Source organism: Exiguobacterium sp. S3 (assembly GCF_018617295.1).
GTDB lineage: Bacteria > Bacillota > Bacilli > Exiguobacteriales > Exiguobacteriaceae > Exiguobacterium > Exiguobacterium profundum.
Map to the genome: position 1 here is coordinate 103,337 of NZ_JACSJW010000004.1, position 18,870 is coordinate 122,206.

At 47.9% G+C, this 18,870-nt stretch carries 20 protein-coding genes; 9 read left to right on the forward strand and 11 right to left on the reverse strand.

Translation table 11 applies throughout. The features are described from left to right. The first annotated feature begins 173 nt into the window (after window positions 1-173). Complete coding sequence (locus KNO65_RS11475) at window positions 174-1,496, forward strand: hemolysin family protein (protein WP_251131718.1); 1,323 nt, start codon at window positions 174-176, stop codon at window positions 1,494-1,496. A gap of 199 nt (window positions 1,497-1,695) precedes the next feature. After that, the gene (locus KNO65_RS11480) at window positions 1,696-2,688 is read left to right on the forward strand and encodes a 5'-3' exonuclease (protein ID WP_031424353.1); all 993 of its coding nucleotides are present in this window, start codon (window positions 1,696-1,698) and stop codon (window positions 2,686-2,688) included. A 13-nt stretch (window positions 2,689-2,701) separates the two neighbouring features. Here the strand turns inward: KNO65_RS11480 and KNO65_RS11485 are convergent, their stop codons facing one another. Then, on the reverse strand, window positions 2,702-3,505 hold the full coding sequence (locus KNO65_RS11485; protein ID WP_159563312.1) for a VOC family protein: 804 nt from the start codon (window positions 3,503-3,505) through the stop codon (window positions 2,702-2,704). A 106-nt stretch (window positions 3,506-3,611) separates the two neighbouring features. Here KNO65_RS11485 and KNO65_RS11490 point away from each other — a divergent pair, with 106 nt between their 5' ends. Further along, entirely contained in the window at window positions 3,612-3,938 is a 327-nt protein-coding gene (locus tag KNO65_RS11490; RefSeq protein WP_015880434.1) for a winged helix-turn-helix transcriptional regulator, read from the forward strand. A 63-nt stretch (window positions 3,939-4,001) separates the two neighbouring features. Then, entirely contained in the window at window positions 4,002-5,009 is a 1,008-nt protein-coding gene (locus KNO65_RS11495; RefSeq protein WP_214784298.1) for a S66 family peptidase, read from the forward strand. Between the two features lie 4 nt (window positions 5,010-5,013). Here the strand turns inward: KNO65_RS11495 and KNO65_RS11500 are convergent, their stop codons facing one another. The 5 genes from KNO65_RS11500 to KNO65_RS11520 all read right to left on the reverse strand — a co-directional run bounded on the left by KNO65_RS11500 (window position 5,014) and on the right by KNO65_RS11520 (window position 7,141). After that, window positions 5,014-5,205 carry a hypothetical protein gene (locus KNO65_RS11500; RefSeq protein ID WP_214784301.1) on the reverse strand — a complete coding sequence of 64 codons (192 nt, stop codon included), beginning with the start codon at window positions 5,203-5,205 and terminating at the stop codon, window positions 5,014-5,016. A 138-nt stretch (window positions 5,206-5,343) separates the two neighbouring features. Further along, window positions 5,344-5,640 carry a DUF3817 domain-containing protein gene (locus KNO65_RS11505; RefSeq protein ID WP_214784304.1) on the reverse strand — a complete coding sequence of 99 codons (297 nt, stop codon included), beginning with the start codon at window positions 5,638-5,640 and terminating at the stop codon, window positions 5,344-5,346. Window positions 5,641-5,720: 80 nt separating this feature from the next. Continuing rightward, on the reverse strand, window positions 5,721-6,227 hold the full coding sequence (locus tag KNO65_RS11510; RefSeq protein ID WP_074035013.1) for a DoxX family membrane protein: 507 nt from the start codon (window positions 6,225-6,227) through the stop codon (window positions 5,721-5,723). Between the two features lie 182 nt (window positions 6,228-6,409). Continuing rightward, a complete protein-coding gene (locus KNO65_RS11515; RefSeq protein WP_143180203.1) occupies window positions 6,410-6,823 on the reverse strand; it encodes a pyridoxamine 5'-phosphate oxidase family protein in 414 nt (137 codons plus the stop codon). Window positions 6,824-6,940: 117 nt separating this feature from the next. After that, window positions 6,941-7,141 (reverse strand): cold-shock protein, encoded by a 201-nt coding sequence (locus KNO65_RS11520; RefSeq protein WP_015880427.1) that lies wholly within the window; start codon window positions 7,139-7,141, stop codon window positions 6,941-6,943. Between the two features lie 261 nt (window positions 7,142-7,402). Between KNO65_RS11520 and KNO65_RS11525 the strand changes: the two genes are divergently transcribed. Further along, window positions 7,403-9,001 carry a glycoside hydrolase family 55 protein gene (locus KNO65_RS11525; protein ID WP_214784307.1) on the forward strand — a complete coding sequence of 533 codons (1,599 nt, stop codon included), beginning with the start codon at window positions 7,403-7,405 and terminating at the stop codon, window positions 8,999-9,001. Here the strand turns inward: KNO65_RS11525 and KNO65_RS11530 are convergent. Both KNO65_RS11530 and KNO65_RS11535 read right to left on the reverse strand, forming a co-directional pair. Further along, window positions 8,965-9,471: a flavodoxin domain-containing protein gene (locus KNO65_RS11530; RefSeq protein WP_214784310.1), complete on the reverse strand. Its 507-nt coding sequence runs from the start codon at window positions 9,469-9,471 to the stop codon at window positions 8,965-8,967. The two genes, KNO65_RS11525 and KNO65_RS11530, sit on opposite strands and share 37 nt — an antisense overlap. A 103-nt stretch (window positions 9,472-9,574) precedes the next feature. After that, window positions 9,575-11,224 (reverse strand): glycoside hydrolase family 13 protein, encoded by a 1,650-nt coding sequence (locus KNO65_RS11535; protein WP_214784313.1) that lies wholly within the window; start codon window positions 11,222-11,224, stop codon window positions 9,575-9,577. Window positions 11,225-11,348: 124 nt separating this feature from the next. On the opposite strand from KNO65_RS11535, the gene KNO65_RS11540 reads away from it, so the two are divergent. The 3 genes from KNO65_RS11540 to KNO65_RS11550 all read left to right on the forward strand — a co-directional run bounded on the left by KNO65_RS11540 (window position 11,349) and on the right by KNO65_RS11550 (window position 14,473). Beyond that, window positions 11,349-12,128, forward strand: a complete 780-nt coding sequence (locus tag KNO65_RS11540) for an AraC family transcriptional regulator (protein ID WP_214784316.1) — start codon at window positions 11,349-11,351, stop codon at window positions 12,126-12,128. 85 nt (window positions 12,129-12,213) lie between these two features. Then, window positions 12,214-13,554, forward strand: coding sequence for a copper amine oxidase (locus KNO65_RS11545; protein WP_074035026.1), 1,341 nt, complete (start codon window positions 12,214-12,216; stop codon window positions 13,552-13,554). 19 nt (window positions 13,555-13,573) lie between these two features. Further along, entirely contained in the window at window positions 13,574-14,473 is a 900-nt protein-coding gene (locus KNO65_RS11550) for a class F sortase (protein WP_159563303.1), read from the forward strand. Window positions 14,474-14,523: 50 nt separating this feature from the next. On the opposite strand, the gene KNO65_RS11555 is transcribed toward KNO65_RS11550, so the two are convergent. From KNO65_RS11555 to KNO65_RS11565, 3 genes are all read right to left on the reverse strand, one after another. Beyond that, window positions 14,524-15,231 carry an ABC transporter ATP-binding protein gene (locus tag KNO65_RS11555; RefSeq protein ID WP_015880419.1) on the reverse strand — a complete coding sequence of 236 codons (708 nt, stop codon included), beginning with the start codon at window positions 15,229-15,231 and terminating at the stop codon, window positions 14,524-14,526. Further along, window positions 15,231-16,868, reverse strand: a complete 1,638-nt coding sequence (locus tag KNO65_RS11560) for an ABC transporter permease (RefSeq protein ID WP_214784319.1) — start codon at window positions 16,866-16,868, stop codon at window positions 15,231-15,233. The genes KNO65_RS11555 and KNO65_RS11560 overlap by 1 nt, the downstream gene beginning before the upstream one ends. Window positions 16,869-17,001: 133 nt before the next feature. Then, window positions 17,002-18,063: a Fe(3+) ABC transporter substrate-binding protein gene (locus KNO65_RS11565; protein ID WP_159563300.1), complete on the reverse strand. Its 1,062-nt coding sequence runs from the start codon at window positions 18,061-18,063 to the stop codon at window positions 17,002-17,004. 226 nt (window positions 18,064-18,289) lie between these two features. Between KNO65_RS11565 and KNO65_RS11570 the strand changes: the two genes are divergently transcribed. Beyond that, a complete protein-coding gene (locus KNO65_RS11570) occupies window positions 18,290-18,856 on the forward strand; it encodes a TetR/AcrR family transcriptional regulator (protein ID WP_214784322.1) in 567 nt (188 codons plus the stop codon). Window positions 18,857-18,870: the final 14 nt, after the last annotated feature.

Consider the following 18,870-nt stretch of genomic DNA (forward strand, 5'->3'; position numbering starts at 1 on the left):
TCTTCTCGGGTTTAGTTCCCGCATTCCCCTCTTCATCAAACATGATTGGCTGCATTTTGAATATTTGAAACAAATCAACTATACTGAAACAAACTATTCGTTTTCAGGAAACGCCTGAAAGACGTTTGATCTTATACTCAATGGAGGTGACTCCCCGATTTTAGGGGGAATTGTTGGACAGTCCCATGTTACTCAGCTTACTCGTCGTCGCACTTTTAATCTTTTTGACTGCCTTTTTTGTGGCAGCCGAATTTTCAATTGTGAAAGTGCGTGGCGCTCGACTCGACCAGCTCGTGCTCGAAGGAAATAAGAAAGCGGTCAGCGCGAAAAAAGTCATCGAGAATATCGACGACTCCCTTTCTGCCTCTCAGTTCGGAATCACGCTTTCTGCACTCGGCCTTGGATGGATTGGTGCCGATCAAATCGAAGCGTATATCCACACTCTGGTCGAACAATTGAACATATCGCCATCTCTCGTGACATTCTTGTCGTTTTTGATCGCCTTCTTATTGATTGCGTTCGTCCATGTCGTCATCGGCGAACTCGTGCCAAAAACGCTCGCGGTTCACGAAGCGGAGAAGTTGACGCTGCTCGTCGCACGTCCGCTCTACGTCTTCACAAAAATCTTCTATCCGTTTATTCGAGCATTGAACAGTATGGCTCGAATCACACTCCGTTTATTCGGGGTACAGACGACAGCGCAGGAAACGGCACACTCTGAAGAAGAATTGAAAATCATTATGACGGAAAGTTTCCGTAGTGGTGAGATCAACGAAAACGAGTTGGCATATGTTCAAAATATCTTCTCCTTTGACGAACGGATCGCCAAAGATGCCATGGTGCCACGTATGAACATGGTGACAATCGATGAAGAAGATACGATTGAAGAGATCATCGCCGTAGTGGAAGAGCACCAGTATACGCGTTATCCCGTCACACGAGATGGCGATCGCGATGACGTTCTCGGATTCGTGAATGCGAAACAGCTCTTCACTGCTCAACTTTCAAAAAATGATGCACCGTTCGAGTCGTTCATTCATCAATTGCCGCTCGTCACCGAGTTCACGCCACTTCAAGAAGCGATGGTGAAAATGCAAAACGCGCAGACGATGATGTGTCTCGTCATCGATGAGTACGGCGGGACGGCAGGACTGTTGACGATTGAAGACATTTTAGAAGAAATCGTCGGCGAGATCCGAGACGAGTTCGATCGAGACGAACAGGCTGAAATTACAGAAGTCGCTCCGAAACATTATCGCCTTTCGGGACTCGTTTTAACGCAAGAACTCGAAGAGCGGTTCGGCATCGAAATCGAAGATGACGTCGATACGGTCGGTGGATTCGTTTTATCACAAAAAGCGAATGCCCGAACAGGCGAGCGCTTCCTTTTACCCGGCAACCATGAACTGATTGTCAGTGAAGTCGATAACCACCGCATCGTCTTTGTCGACTTGATTCTCGCCTCTCACGAAGAGGAAGAACCATTATCTGAATGATGCTTTCTTTAAACCCTTCTCCGAAATATGGAGAAGGGTTTTTCACGTTTGCACCGAACTGTCGCTATATTTTCGCCTCTTCCCGTGATATACTGCACATATGTTGCTTATTTGAGTGTCACCCACTCAATGACACAACATCACCGAAACATGGCGAGATGTTCGGTTTAAACAGAAAGAAATAGAAAGAAGGTTACGCATGGAACGCAAACTATTTTTGATTGACGGTAACTCCATGCTGGCCAGTGCTTATTATGGTGCCGCCGCGAGCCGAACGAAAAAAGGACGCGAGGTATCTAAAAACGATCGGAGTGCCGTCATCGGAATGACCGGCCTCATCCGGACGATTCTACGCAGACATCGTCCGACTCATTTTGTCGTTGTTTGGGACGTCTCACGTGAAACATTATGGCGTCGAGAACTGTACCCAGGCTACAAACGTCGCAGACGTCAAACACCGCCTGAATTAAAAGCGCAGATGGAACTCATGCGCCAACTGCTTGAGGATAGTGGAATCCCACAATTCCAAGTAGAAGGGTATGAAGGGGAAGACTTGATTGCCCACATCGCCCGTAAATTCAGTTGCAGTGCCCCTGTCGTCATCATGACAAAAGACAAAGACTTGTTACAGCTTGTCAGTCCACGAATCACCGTTTGGTTACAGACACAGGAGCTTCAGCAAATGCAGGCTCGCTGTGACATTCGTGATAATCGTCCGTTGCCACTCAAGCGTCATTTAGAAATTCGACCAGAAGAGATTGCGGCGCTATACGAAGGATTGAAACCGAAGCAACTGTCAGCCGTCAAAGCGTTGACAGGAGACCGTTCTGACGGAATCCCTCCAGTTGCCGGGCTCGACGAAAGCCAATCGGTTCAACTCATCAAACGATTCGGTTCGCTCGATAAGCTGTATTCTGCCTTGAGCATCAAGGGTGAAAAACGACAACAAGTAAATGAAACGATCGCGGCACTGACGTCAGAGGAGGTGCCCCGTAACTTGAGACGAACACGCAAAAAAGCAGAGCGCAATATGGAGCTCGTTCGCCTCGATGTCACGGTGCCGGCACTTGAACATTTGAAGCTAGCTCACCTTGAGCTCAGCCTCAATCCTAAACGAGTCGAGCAAGCGTATCAAAAACGCGGACTTCGTCTCTCGTTTAACGCAGGTCAGAAGAAAACATCCGCACGTTAAAAAGAACGAACGCTCAAGCGTTCGTTCTTTTAATATGCACGGTAATCCCGTCTTCATCGGTCAACGACCATTCAGACGATGTTCCGCCTAACGCCTGGTTCGTCTCTTCATTGACGAGAAGCGTCCATGCTTCGATTCCGGTCTCCATTCCCACAGGATCGCTCGGACGGGCCCACACGTTCGTTCCGATGTGATGGTGGTAGCCATCAGCTGCTAGGAAAAGTGCGCCTGGATAAGAATCCGTCGTAATGGAGAAGCCAAGCCGATCATGATAAAAACGTTTCGCCGCCTCGATTGAGCGTACTTTAAAATGCACGTGCCCCATCGTCGTTCCGATCGGTAAACCAGTAAACGACCGATTGGCTGCCGCTTGAAGCATCGATTCATAGTCGACAGGCTCGGTCGCCATTTTCACATGGCCGTTTGCCTCGTACGTCCATTGGTCCTTCGGGCGGTCGGCATACAATTCAATCCCGTTTCCTTCTGGATCGCTCAAGTAGAAGGCTTCACTCACGAGATGGTCGCCTTGCCCCACTTCGATGCGTCGCTCAATGAGATGTGCCAACATGCTTCCTAACTCTACACGGTTCGGGAACAGAATAGCTAAATGGAACAAGCCTGCCGCCCGTGGATTGGTTTTCGCTTGCGGGACACTGTGCAAGATGACAAGCGGACGTTCCTTCGTACCGAGTGTAATGAGCTCTTCGCTCTCTTCTAAAATACTCATCCCAATCACGTCTACGTAAAATCGTGTCACCTGTTCAATGTCACGGACTCGAAGCGTTACCGGACCGAGTTCGATTTTTTCGATTTTCATATATTATCACCTCCCCTTCACTATACCCGCTCGGTCGATGTTACAGAAGTAGGCACAAAAAGGTGGTATAGTTACTTCAACGATACTATTGGAAAGGAAGAGCGACGTGACTAACATAACAAGCTGTGAAGTCGATACGGCACTCGAACTGATTACAGGAAAATGGAAACATTCCATCCTCCTTGTGTTGATCAATGGAGATACATTGCGTTTCAGTGAGTTGAAACGCGCGTTACCAAAAATCAGCCAAAAGATATTGACCGCACAACTCCGTGACTTAGAAGAACAGGATATCGTCATTCGGACCGTCTATCCGGAAGTTCCGCCCCGTGTCGATTATCGTTTAAGTGAGTACGGGAAAACACTGATCCCGATTCTCGAAGCGATGAACGAATGGGGAATGCGTCATGCCGAACGGATGCGCTCTAATTAGTTGTCCACATGTGGATAACCCATTTTTTCTACTGAACATATCACTTATCCACAGGAGGTTGTCATGATTCGTTATCCACAGTTAACCGGTCATCAAATTGGTGTCACCGCCCCTTCGTCGGGTATACCAGAAGAACTGCACCATCTATTGCATCAAGCGGAACATAAGTTTTCCAATCGAGGGTTCACATTGCAATTCACTCCGAATGCGTGGAAACAACGATTTGGGAAGTCCGCTCCGGCTCGAGTCCGTGCACATGAACTGACATCTCTACTTCAAGATGACAATGTCGACTTGATTGTTCCGCCCTGGGGTGGGGAACTCTTAATGGAAATCCTCGATCACATCGAGTGGCAGTCCTTGCCCGCAAAATGGATGCTCGGCTATTCAGATACGAGTCTATTGCTTTTTGTGTATACGCTAAAAACCGGAATCGCCTCGGCCCACGGTCCAAACTTAGTCGACTTACGTGCTGATTTGTGGGACGAGACGAGTTCACGCTGGCTCGATGTGTTGTCGACGCGGACCGACGAAACGGTCATCCAACGTTCGTCCGAAAAGTTCCAAAACGAATGGCAGTTTGACAACCCGACGCCACATCTGTTTCATATGACGGAAACGACCGAATGGAGAGCGATTGGCGGTCAGAATGCAACAGGACGCTTGCTCGGTGGATGCCTCGATGTGCTCTTACATACAATCGGGACACCATATGGAGACGTCAAGACGTTCCAGCGCGAACATCTGAATGACGAGCCGATTCTTTGGTATTTTGAAAATGCTGAGCTAAACGTTCCGGCATTAAAAAGGACCCTCCTTCAAATGAAGTGGGCCGGTTGGTTCGATCATACGTCTGGTATTCTGTTCGGACGGAGTGACGCCCCCTCTGTGCATCAAGACTATACGGTCGAAATGGTATACGAGGAGCTTCATCATATGTTAGAAGTTCCTATTTTTTTTGATATCGATTGCGGACACGTACCCCCTCAGATGACACTTGTCAATGGGGCCCACGCTTCTGTACAAGTCGAGCATGGCAAAGGAACATTGATTCAAACGTTCAAGGGCTGATTCGTCAGCCCTTGATTTGTTGTAGCAATGTCTCTAAACGTTTGCGAAACAGTCCTTGCGGGAATTCAGCTACTTGTTCTTCGATGACTGGCACCCAGTCATCCCCACAACCGTTCAATGTTCCCCTTAATAAACCTTCGTAGTAAATCGCGATATCGACTAAGCTATGTGTTTTCCACTCGTCTCTGTTGCCCATCTCTACACCGCTTGCATGGTGGGTCTACTCATCTGTACGTTCGTCCTTACGTACCGAATCCGACATGACATCCAAGCAGAACGAGATGCAGCCCAATCAATGGAACGTGTATCGTAACGAAAAAAGACATCGAACGAATCAGTTCGATGTCTTCTCTGGTGACGGGAGTACCCGTTTTTCTAATAAGAATGGTCCGAATGGGATGACGGACGCCATGACAGCAAGCGTCAAAACTTTGAATCCCCAGCGCAAGCGCCATGCCATGTACATCGCCGCGAGCACATACGCAACAAATAAGAAACCATGTGCTGCACCAACGATACTGACCGCGAGTGGAATGCCGGCCATATATTTCAACGGCATCGCGATGAACAGTAATAACAAGAAGGATACACCTTCTGTGTAGCCAAGCCATTTAAAATGAGTCGTAGTCATATGCGTTCTCCTTTATTTCTGTAGGCTATGTCTATCGTAGCCGAAACGTGAGAGGTTTGTCACAAGAGAACGCATAAAAGTTACGAGGCTATTTGACGATTTGGTGAACGATGCAATACTTTCGTGTCGACAAAACGGCGAAGGAACAACCCGTCGACCCCAATTTTTCCAGCGTTATGACCGGCAACTAAAATCAAGACAGATACGATCAACATCGTTGGGTTCGTACTGACTGTTCCTGATAGTAAGAACGCCATGTTCATGACGAGTCCGAAGAACGCTGCGCTACGTGTGAGGGCACCGAGCAATAATCCTAAGCCTACCAAGAATTCACCGTAAGGAATCAGGACATCGAATAGCCCGGCGTTTGGAATCGCAAAGTTTTCTAGGAATGCAGCCCACCATCCAGCAACGGCCGGATGTTCTCCAGAAGCGAGTGACACCGCGTTATTCAAGAATCCTTCTGTTCCAAAACCTCCCGTGATTTTACCCCAACCTGCCGTTAACCAATGATAACCGAGCCATACACGTAACACCGTCAAGATCGCTGTAGCGATGTTATGATTTTGCCAAAATTTCGTGAACATCATAATTCCTCCCTTTCAAGAAGTTAAATAAATGTATAATGTGATTACATTCACAATATACCATTCATGTTCACTATTTCACATATGTATTTTCCTTTGTTCATGATTCGTCCATATGTATGCCATATTCTATTCACATTCATCCACAAAAAAGACACCTGATTTAGGTGTCTTAGAAGAGATTATAGTGTCACTTCTTGTGGTGGTTGACCTTTCTTGTTCATCACGCGCATCGATTCCGGTTCGATTTTAAGGATCACAAGCTTTGGATCGTCCGGACCATCGAACCATCCTTCAAGTTTCTCATTCCATACTTTCTCTTTCATCGATTCATCATCCGACACGGTCGCTTTACCGAGGATTTCTAAGTAAGTGTCGCCCACACCATCTCCATCGTAGCCGATTAAAATATGCGTATATGGATTCTTTTCTAGTTCTTCTACTTTATCTGTATCGTTAGAGGTTGCTGTGTAGAGTGTGAAATCATCATGGAAAAATGTCATATATCGACTGTGGGGTTTCACCTTATACACGGTCGCCATCGTCCCGACATTGCTACCCTCTAGAATTTTTAACGCTGTGTCTTTTGCACTCATTCCAAATTCCTCCTTCATGATTTGTCGCTCGTATACTGTTCCCTCAAACTATGGGATTAAACACAAAAAAACCTGCTCGCCGATGCGAGCAGGTATCATATTCCTTAGAAAGGAAGATTAGATTTTTTCAACGTTAGAAGCTTGTGGTCCACGAGCTCCGTCAGTGATTTCGAAAGTTACTTCTTGGCCTTCTTCAAGTGTTTTGAAGCCGTCGCCTTGGATTGCTGAGAAGTGTACGAATACGTCGTCTCCGCCTTCCATTTCGATGAAGCCGTAACCTTTTTCTGAGTTAAACCATTTTACTTTACCTGTGTTCATGAATGAACCCTCCTGAAATAAACGCTATGCGTTATAGTAGTGCCTTACTAGAAAAAACTTGACCAAAAAAAATACAAGCCTCTGGATTATCTAATGAAAAATAATCCCAAGCACTTGTGAATTATGATTCCAGCTATTCTTAATTAAGCACATATTGAATATAACACGACTAGATGTTTCTGTCTAGTAAATACTTCTGATTGCTAAAAAACAAGGTGAAACGGGTACATGCTAGAGAAGATGATGCTAGGAGGATTTATAATGAAAAACATTAAGGACCCACACGCAATCGCATCGATGATTGCCTCTCATTCCGATTGGTCGGAAGAAGACCTCATCCAACAAACACTTGAATGGCACCGTGCTACACGGGAAGCTTCTTACTTTGAGCAACAACAATCTATCCCGTGTCGAATCCCATTGACGGAACGGATCACCCCTGTCCGCACGTCCTTTCCGCTCGAGCAAGTCGACGGCATCGTTCGTCCCGTCTGGATGCGTCGGCTCGATGCCGAATATTTGAATTTACTGCAGACGACAAAACAATGTGTTGATGTGACGGACTATGGTGCTGTCGGAGATGGAAAAACGGATTGTACCCTCGCCTTTCGACTCGCCATCCGCTCGAACCGTCGTGTCTTTGTCCCAGCAGGCGTTTATATCGTTCGGGGTATTCGTCTACCTTCCAACTGCGTGCTCGAAGGCGCAGGACAAGACGTCACGATTCTCAAACTGTCCGATCGTGCACCGAGACATCGACGATTGTTACGAAACGCCACGCCTTTTGCAGGAAATCATCATATCGAGGTATGCCACCTGACGCTCGATTGGAATGTCGCACGATTAGGGGATGTGAAACGGACGACGAGCGGTGACACGACATCGAGCGCCTTGACGTTTGCCCATGTGACGTATGGATGGGTGCATCATGTGACAGCCAAAAATGCTGGACTCCATGCGTTCGACATCACGTCTCCGCACTATCATTACTTAGGGGACGGGCTTCGCGCAGCAAACGGGAGCCGATATATCCATCTCGATCATCTCGAGGCGACGAATTATGGGGATGACGGAATCACCACACACCATAGTGATGCCATTTATATTACCAACTGCTATTGTCATCATCCTCACGGTCGAACACACGCCTTAGGGTTCTCAAACTCAAATGGGATTGAGATTGATGACGGTTCGCGGCACGTCACACTCGTTCACAATAGAACGGAAGGCTGCTTTGGAGGCATCGAAGTAAAAGCACATGGGACCTCATCTGCCGCACACGACGTTCATATCTTCGGCCATCTTTCGGTGCATGACAATCGTTCATTTAACTTCCGTCACATCGGTCATCATTTAGCAGACGATCCGAACTCAGAGACAGCCCGCTTCCTATCAGGCACAAACTTAGTGTCCGTCGAGCCGGTTCACAGTTCACTCTATACAAAATCCTCACCACGAAGCCTGGTTGTATCGGCCTATCAGGACGTCTTGATTCATGGTTTGACTGCAATCGGCGACCCGACCTACGATTACGAACAACATCCGGCACTTGCGATCCAATACAAATCGAGACGCGTTCAACTGAAACGAATCGCCGTGCGCGGGTTTACCACAGCCCGAGCCGACCTCGAACTATTTGGGGGAGATAACCGCACCGATGAAGTGACTATCGATGCCTTACGATGCCAAGAATCTGCACCTATCGCTCTAAAAATCGGTCGTCACCTCGAACACCTTGCTCTTCATCAGATTGAAGGGCAGAAAAAAAGCGGAGATGTACTCATCTCCACGAAAAGCCCGATTGATGTGCATGATTTACTCGCTCAAGGATTTTCAGACCGGGTGCGCTCAGACGTTTGAGCGGCTTCCACGAGTTGATTCAGTTTGGCATCGTCGAGTTGAAGTGAACTCTCTTTTTGTTTGGCCATCATGCGAACGATTGCTTTGTCTAAAAAGCCCATTCGTTCAAAGTCGTACCCGCTCCCGACGACCTCGACGAAATAGGCATGTTCGCGCAGCGTGTCACGATAGGCTTCTTCTAGCTCGCGAATCCGTTCCGACTCTGTCGGTGTCCCGGCACACAAATATAAAGCGAGGGGATGCTCAAGCAAGTGTGCTTCGTGAAGCGTCAACCATTCCTTCATCTCGTCTTGGATCGTGCCCATTCGAATTGAGCTCCCGACGATGACGTGATCTACCATCTCCCACGTGATGTTCGGCTCTTCTACGATATTTTGGACACGAACGTCACCCGATAGACGTTCGGCGAGTAAAGCCGCCACTTTTTCACTCGTTCCATATCTGGAAGAGTACGCGATTAAAGTACCCATGTCGTTCCCTCTTTTCATGTCAGACGTTACTTACACTATTCCCGAATCATCGAGAGAAGATACGTATGCACTTAAAAAAGCTCGCCGTCTGGCGAGCTTTTCGTCACAGTTTATACACTTGTGCTTCATAAGGACGAAGGGTGAACGCTTCTATCGGTTCCATGTTTCCGATGACACGTTCTTTCACGTCATATGGTAGCTCTCGTTGTTGTGTCTCGTCGGAGAAGTTACAGAGTACGAGCCATGTCTCACCTTCGAATGAACGTGTGAATGCATAGACCGCCTCATCTTCCGGTAACAACAGCTCATACTTTCCGTAGACGACGAGCGGGTTCGCTTTACGGAGCGCAATCAACTGACGGTAGTAATGGAAGAGTGAATTCGGATCTTTCCTTGCCGCTTCCGCATTGATGTCAACAAAGTTCGGGTTGACCTCGATCCATGGCGTCCCTGTCGTAAATCCACCATGTGCTTCGTCTGACCACTGTACCGGTGTACGTGAATTGTCACGTCCTCGCTCATGGATGCCACGGAAAATCTCGTCGTGCGTTAACAACCCTTTGGATGTGTAGTCACGGTAGGCGTTCAACGTCTCAATATCTCGGTACTGATCGATTGATTCAAACGCGACGTTCGTCATGCCGAACTCTTCTCCTTGATAAATGTAAGGCGTCCCTTTCAATAGATGAAGAAGTGTCGCGAGCATCTTCCCGGAACGAACGCGATATTCAGGCGAATCGTTTCCAAAGCGTGAGATGGCACGGGGCTGGTCATGGTTACTCCAGTACAGGCTGTTCCATCCTTCCTCTTCGAGCCCTTCTTGCCAACGCGAGAAGATTGTCTTTAACTCAGTCAACTTCCAGTCTGTCGGATTCCACTTCCCGAAGCTTCCGTTCCCGACGTCCACATGTTCAAAATGAAAGACCATGTTCAGTTCGTTGCGGTCTTCACCCGTATAAAGTTTGGCTTCCTCCACACTGACCCCTGGCATCTCCCCTACCGTGATTGTGTCGTATTTCGATAAGACTTCCCGATTCATCTCCTGCATGAATTCATGGATGCGTGGTCCGTTAAAGAAGAATGGTGTACCGTCACCGAACCCTGTTCCTTGCGTTTGACCATCTGGATAGCTTGGATTTTTTGAGATCATATTGATGACGTCCATCCGGAACCCGTCGACCCCTTTATCGAGCCAATATGTCATGAGGTCATACACTTCACGACGAAGCGTCTCGCTTTCCCAGTTCAAATCCGGTTGTTTCTTACTGAAGAGATGGAGGTAGTACTCATCGCTTGCCTCATCATACTGCCAAGCACTGCCTCCGAAGAAAGCCCCCCAGTTCGTCGGTGACTGACCGTCCTTCCCTTTTTTCCAAATGTAATAGTCACGATATGGGCTGTCTTTTGAAGAACGCGACTCCATGAACCATTGGTGTTCGTCAGAAGAATGGTTGACGACGAGGTCCATCATGATTTTAATCCCGTGACGGTGTGCTTCTTCAAGCATCGCATCAAAGTCATCCATCGTACCAAACTCGTCCATGATGGCACGGTAATCACGAATATCGTATCCGTTATCGTCGTTCGGTGAATCGTATACCGGTGAGAGCCAGATGACGTCGATCCCGAGTTCTGCCAAGTATGACATCTTCTCCGTGATTCCTTGGATGTCGCCAATCCCATCTCCGTTTGAGTCATTGAAGCTACGTGGATAAATTTGATATACGACCGCTTCTTTCCACCATTGTTTCATGTTATGTCCTCCTTGAAGTTCGTTTTCCGTTTCAACGCTTTCATCGTACTGCCTCCAAGGAATCATGACCATCCATGATATGATTAAGATATGTACAATCTTGCTATTAAAAGAGGAGACTATTATGGAAATCGGCTTTTGTGGCTATTCATACCATACAACGACTTATACTTTTCCATTTGCTAATCGACTCGATACGTATCTGATTCGCTTACAAACGGCAGGAACGGCTCGGATTGTGGTCAATGGGGAAACGATGATCACACGACCTGGTGACGTATTGATTGTTCGTCCGGGTGACTTCTATGAAATGCATGTCGATACACCCGCGAGCGGAGACTATCATATCTTCTGTACCGGACATTCAATCGATACATGGTGGCATGCGACTCCACGGGAGCGACTGTATGCCATCACCATCGATTCACGCCTTCTTTCGCTATGGCAACACATTACGGAAGAAGTGCGCCGTCCACCGTCTGAACAAAGTGCCGCATTAATTGAAACACTCGTTCAAGCACTCCTACTCATGCTCGATCGCTCGATTCAAGATGTGCATTCCCAGGCGCGACCTCCAGTCGTCTCTCGTATGATGCGCTTTATCGAAGCACACGTCACGAGTGACTTCAAAGTTTCAGACGTCGCCGACGCCGTCGGACTGAGCGTTTCACGGACCGTTCATCTCTTTAAAGAAGGAACCGGGATGACAATCATCGAATATGCACAATCGATTCGCTTACAGCTTGCCGAAGAGCAAATGCGCTATACAAAACATTCGTTAGAAACGATAGCGGAACTGTCTGGATTTCGAAGTTATCCATATTTCCACAGAATTTTTAAACGAAAATATGGCGTAGCACCAGGGGTTTATCGTACTCTTCAACAAAAAAATGAAAAAAAATAAAAAAAGAGTGATCCATTTTTTGAACTGCTCCGTTAGATGGGTGTAAATAACGACAACACTCACTTACGAAAAGGAGCGATTACCAATGAAGAAGAAGACGTTAAACAAAATCGTAGCACCGGCACTAGCCTTAGGACTACTCGTACCAGTCAACGCACAGGCAGCGGATCACACGCCGACAGCAAGTACACCAGCAGGTGACCTTCGCGCCACACTCGATCAACTCTTATCTGAGCACTACGTATTAGCCGTCACATCGATGATGAAAGGGTACGACGAGGCAGCAGATGCTGAGGTCGCGGATCAAGCTCTCGATCAAAACGCGCTCGACATGACACCAGCCATCGCTTCCATCTACGGTGAAGAAGGCGCTGCACAATTTGAAGAAATCTTCCGTGGTCACAACGACTACTCAGCTGATTTCGTAGAAGCAGCAAAATCAGACAACCAGGAACTACGCATGGAAGCTGAAGCGGAAGTTGATGAGTTCGTAGAAGAATTCTCAACATTCCTCGACGCAGCGACAGAAGGGAACTTACCGAAGGACGCAGCAGCTGATGCACTCGAACTTCATGAAGACCAAGTCCTCTCTGTATTCGATAACTATGTCGAAGGAGATTACGAAGAAGCTTACATGACGTTCCGTGAAGGCTACAAGCACATGTTCAACATCAGTAAAGCTCTCTCGGGTGCAATCGTCACACAAATGCCTGACAAATTTACGACTGGAGCAGACACACCAGCTGTTGAACTCCGCTCAACATTGAACAGTCTTGCAGGTGAGCACTTCGCCCTCGCTGCGATCGGTATGCAAAAAGGGTACGACCAAGCAGAGGACTATGATTACGTGACATGGGCAGAAGACCAGAACACACTCGACTTCAAAGCAGCCATCGCATCCGTGTATGGTGACGAAGGTGCAGCACAGTTCGAGAAAGTATGGAACTCAGATCACATCACAGCACAAGGTGACATCGTTGCCGCTACACTCGAAGGAGACGAAGCGATGATCGAAGATGCGCGTATGCGCCTCGACACATTCGCTGTCGACTTCAGCACATTCCTCGATGCAGCAACAGAAGGTAACTTACCACAAGCTGCCGGTGAAGAAGCAATCAAACAGCACGAAGCGCTCGTACTCGACACATTCGATCAATATGTCGCTGGCGATGCAGAAGCGGCTTGGATGTCATTCCGTGAAGGATATGCGTTCATGTTCGGTGTTGGTGAAACACTCGGTAACGCGATCGTGACACAAATGCCTGACAAGTTCGAAGAAACAATGATGCCTGAAGAGATGCCTGAAACAGGTCTCGGTGGTGCACAAGAACAATCAATGAACACTCTCTACGCTGGATTAGCTGTACTTGGCGGAATCTTACTCGCCTTCGTAACGCTTCGCAAACGTAAAGTATCTGAACAATAATCAATAAGGAGGGAGTCCCATGAACAAGCGCCTTTTGTTTCTGGCGCTCTCTCTCTTTTGTTTTAGCTTCTGGACGTGGACGAGCGCCCAAGAATCGTCGTCACCACCTGTAGAAGAAAAACAAATAGAGGAGAGCCCGGATTTAACGGCTGAATTCTCACTTCTACAGGAAGAGGTGAAAAAGCTACGCTTAGCCGAGGAAGAAGAAAACGCCAAGGCCGTCACCCCTGTTCAAATCCAGATCCCTAAAATCGATGTCGACACCGCCATCGAACAAGTCGGGGTCCTCGATAATGGACAGATGGGTGTACCAGAAGATGAGAACCAGGTCGGGTGGTTCGAACCCGGTGTCACACCGGGTAGCAAAGGAAATGCTGTGATTGCCGGTCACGTCGACAGCAAGACCGGCCCGGCTATCTTTTATCAACTCGATCAACTGACAAAAGGCGATGACGTTCTGATTCAAGATGAGGCGGGTAACACCCTTCGGTTCCGCGTCACGAAAACAGAACGATATGATACGAAAACCGCGCCAATTGAAGAGATTTTCGGTGCCACATCAAATCGGAACTTAAATTTGATTACCTGTTCGGGTACGTTCGGGGACGGGGGCTATGATGAACGATTCGTCGTCTATACAGAGCTGGTGGATACCGAACTGAACGAAACTGTCGATCTCGAGACACCGACGGCAGTCGAATTGAAAGGTAACTTATTGACATGGCACGCCGTTCGTCAAGAGAGCGTGATTGGATATCGAGTCTACGAAGTCATCGACGGAAAAGCGACTCATATCGAAAGTATCCCTTCCCATGCACGAAAAAGTATCGAGGTCACAAATGAGAACAATGCATCCTACTACGTGACTGCGATTGACCAACTTGGAAATGAGTCAAAACCTTCCGAGATGACAAAATGACAAAAAGACCCCTTACTCGCTTTAGAAATGAGTAAGGGGTCTTTTGTTGTTTATACGAAGCAAGGAATTTGCGGGTTGAACGTCTTGTTGTTCTCCGTCATGATCTGCTTTTTAATTTTGCCTTCTCCAAGGTAGACAATCCGGTCGGCAAGTGCCTCGGCATCTTCCTCATCGTGCGTTACGAAAATCGTTGTCGTACCTGTCTGCTTCAAGAGACGACGCAAATCGTCGCGAATCCTGTGTTGAAGTGACGTATCCAAATTACTGAACGGCTCGTCTAGAATCAAGAGCGCCGGCTTCGGTGCGAGCGCACGCGCGAGCGCGACACGCTGTTGTTGTCCCCCACTGAGTTCGTACGGATAACGGTGACGGAACTCCGTCAAGTTGACGAGCGCGAGCATCTCTTCGACACGCGCATTCCGCTCCTTGCGGTTCAGTTTATGAAGACCGAATCGAATGTTCTTTTCAACGGTCATGTGCGGGAAGAGTGCATAGTCTTGGAAGACCATCCCCACGCCACGATCTTCTGGCGGCATGAACTGACAATCGTCGCAACAGACACAGTCATTCACGACGACGACGCCCTGGTTCGGCATCTCGAGTCCTGCGATCAAACGGAGAATCGTACTCTTCCCCGATCCGCTGTCCCCAAGAAGCGAGACGATTTCACCTTTCGTGATTGAAATCGAGAACCCTTTGATTGTCTCTTCATGTGCACCTTTATAGCTAAAATGTAAATCATTGATTTGAACAAACATTAGTCGGCCTCCTTATCAAGCACCTTGTGGGAAACGAATATCAACAGTCCACTCATGAGGACGATGACGATGGAAGCGAGTGCCGCTTCGTGAATCTTCTCATCACTCACGTATTTGAACGCCTGTGTCGCAAGCGTCGAAAAGTTAAATGGTTGTAAAAAGAGCGTCAACGGCAACTCTTTCATAATATCAATAAAGACGAGGATAAACGCGCTCATGATGGCGCCTTTGATCATCGGGATATCGACGCGAAAGAACGTTTGGACCGTATTCCACCCCAGCATACGGGATGCTTCGGTAAACGACTTCCCTACTTTCTCAAACCCGCTCTCGATCGAGTTGTAGCCGATGGCGAGGAAGCGGATGACGTAGGCAAAGATGAGCATGATGAGCGTCGTGCGGAACACGAACGTCTGACTCAAGTCGAGCGCCCGTGCCGTTTCGAGCACTTTGTCATCGAGCCACAAGAAGAGCGTGATGACCGCAATCGCGATGGCTGCTCCCGGAATCGAATATCCGAGTGTCGTCACTTTCGAAATGACGCGTGTCATGTTCGACGGGAAGAGTCGTGTATAGTTCGCGATGATGAGTGCGAACAGTAGGATAATCACGGTCGCGGTAAAGGCGACCCGAACCGTATTCCAAACAAGTTGCCAAAATTCTTCCGTGAAGACCGTATCGAACGTCAGAAACGTCCATGCCGCCAACTGAGTGAACGGGATGACGAATGCAATCGCAAAGACGAGCGAAACATATGCGAATACCGCATAGCGATGCCAGCCTTGCAGCGGTCTCGGTTTGAGCGGTTTCACTTTCGTCGAAGCGTAACTGAACTGCTTCCGTCCTCGCACGAGCCGTTCCATCGTCAAAATGGCGATGACGAGAATCATGAGAGTGCCCGCAAGCTTCAGCGCCGACGATGTATCCTTCATCCCGAACCACGTGCTGAAGATGGCGGTACTAAACGTCTGAATCCCGAAATATTTCACGACGCCATAGTCGTTGAGCACTTCCATCAACACGAGACTGACACCACCGATGATGGCGACTCGGGAAATCGGTATGACGACCGTGAAGAAAATGTCCCACGAGCCACGACCGAGAATTCGCGCGTTCTCAATCATCGAGGACGATTGATTATGCAGGAACGCTCGTGTGATCGTATAAATGTATGGATAGAGGAACAAGGTAAAGATAAATACCGTTCCTTGAATCGACATGATGTTGAAGTACGACTGATCGACGGTGATACCAAATTCGTTTCGTAACGTCGTCTGGATCACACCCGTATAGTTCAAGATGCCGTGATACGTATACGCCCCGATATAAGGCGGAATCGCGAGCGGCAGGATGAGTGCCCATTTAAAGAAACGACGGAACGGGAAATCATAGACGGTCACGAACCAAGCGAGGCTCGTTCCGATCACGGTCGTCAAGACTCCTGTAGCCACCATAATGAACAGCGTGTTTCGCACGTAACGGGGCAACAGGTACTCTTGAATGTGTTGCCAATTGTCATTGACCGGGGCGAACAATTCGACGAGCACGACAATTCCCGGCAAGACAATCAATAAAATCGCGAGAAAGCTGAGGATCGCCCATCCATTCAGTTGTCGTTTTACTGCGTACCAGTTCATGTCGTACCGCTCCCGTTCTGTAAACTATCAATTCCTGTCCCATCATATCAGTTTCTGTGCATCCCGTGTAGCGCTTAGGGTGTGAAGAACGCAAAAATCTCCGGCCTGAACTCTCGTTCAAGCCGAAGTCATCTTACTTCCAACCTACTTCGTTAAAGATACGGATTGCCTCTTGTTGGTTTTCACCGAGTACAGAGAGATTGATATCCTGCTCTTTGAACTCACCCCATGACTGGAGAAGCTCATTCGGTTCAACCGACTCGTTGACTGGATATTCATAGTTCACACTCGCAAACTTCTCTTGAGCTGACGGTTCTGACATGAACTCCATCAATTTTTGAGCGTTTTCTGTATTTTTCGATGCTTTCGTCATCGCGATACCCGAAATGTTCACGTGTGTGCCTGTTGTATCTTGGTTCGGGAAGAAGACACCGAGTTGTTCAGCGACTTTCTTCTCTTCCTCGTCTTCAGAATTCAACATGAGCCCCATGTAGTACGTGTTCATGATGGCCACGTCCCCTTCGCCAGCGACGACTGCTTTCGCTTGGTCACGGTCGTTCCCTTGTGGGTCGCGTGCCATGTTGTTCACTAAGCCCTTCGCCCACTCTTTCGCTTCATCGACACCGTTCACTTCGATGAACGATGCGAGGAGTGAGATGTTGTACATGTTTTCCGATGGACGCACGAGCACTTTGCCGTTCCACTGTTCTTCCGTCAACGCTTCGTACGTCGACAAATCTTCTGGTTTCACGCGATCTTTTGAGTACACGATGACACGCGCACGTTTCGTCAAACCGAACCACTCGTTGTCTGTGTCACGATATTTTGCAGGAATGTTTGACTCAAGCTCATCGCTATCGACCGCTTGAAGATGTCCCGCTTCTTTCGCCTGATACAAGTTTCCAGCATCTGCAGTGATGAAGAGGTCAGCCTCTGTGCTCTCCCCTTCTGTGTTCAAACGCTCGAGAAGTTCGTCGCTCTTCCCTTCCACTACGTTGACCTTGATGCCTGTTTCTTCTTCAAACTGTTTATATAATTGTTGATCGACATCGTAGTGGCGACTCGAGTAAACATTGACGACGTTCGAATCGTCTGAGCCTTCATTTGAAGTTGTCTCATCTGTGCTTGCACAAGCGGCAAGGAGCGATGTCGTTAACGCTGCTGAAATTCCTAAAGCTGCATATTTTTTGTTCATCTGTCATTCCCCCACGTTCGGTTATTTCTCTCTGGTAATGATAATTACTCTCAGTACCTATCATCACTGATAATCATTCTCACGTCAAGACTTTTCTGCAATCGCTATCATATTACATGTGCAATTCGTGACAGTTTTGAGGACATCATTTCTTGACTTCAAAAGAATGGGGACGATATAGTAAAATCAAACAAACCGTCTGGTCGGTACAGAAAGAGGTGGAGATATGTCAAACCGATCGAACGTTACAAAGCAAAAGCTGTTGGATGCGGCAACCGACATCATCATGAACCACGGCGTGCATCAACTTACCTTAGATGAAGTCGCCAAGACTGCGGGTGTATCTAAAGGGGGACTTCTTTATCATTATCCTTCAAAAGAAGCGTTGATGACGGCGATGGTCGAACGATTACAACAAGAACAAAACGAGTTATATGCTTCATTGCAAGATGAAGGCCATGGACCTGTCGAGGCATTCGTTCGTCTATTTGATGAAACGAAGTTGCATCCTGAGCGTGCTGCCATCCAAATCGACGTCGAGAAGATGATTGCATTTCTCACGTTGTTCGAAGTCGACCAAGAGTACGCCAATCGTTGGAAACATGATTTGGATACGTTCTTCGTACAGTTCCAACAAACGGCTGATCCGGTGGAAACGATGATCATTCGTTATGCACTCGAAGGTATGATGATGTCCGAACACTTCGGTGTCGGTGTTCCCCCTGCCGAACTCAAACAAGCGATTATCGCACGCTTGATTGAACGAGCCCACGACATCGATCGTGAGTCATAAAACAACATAATAAT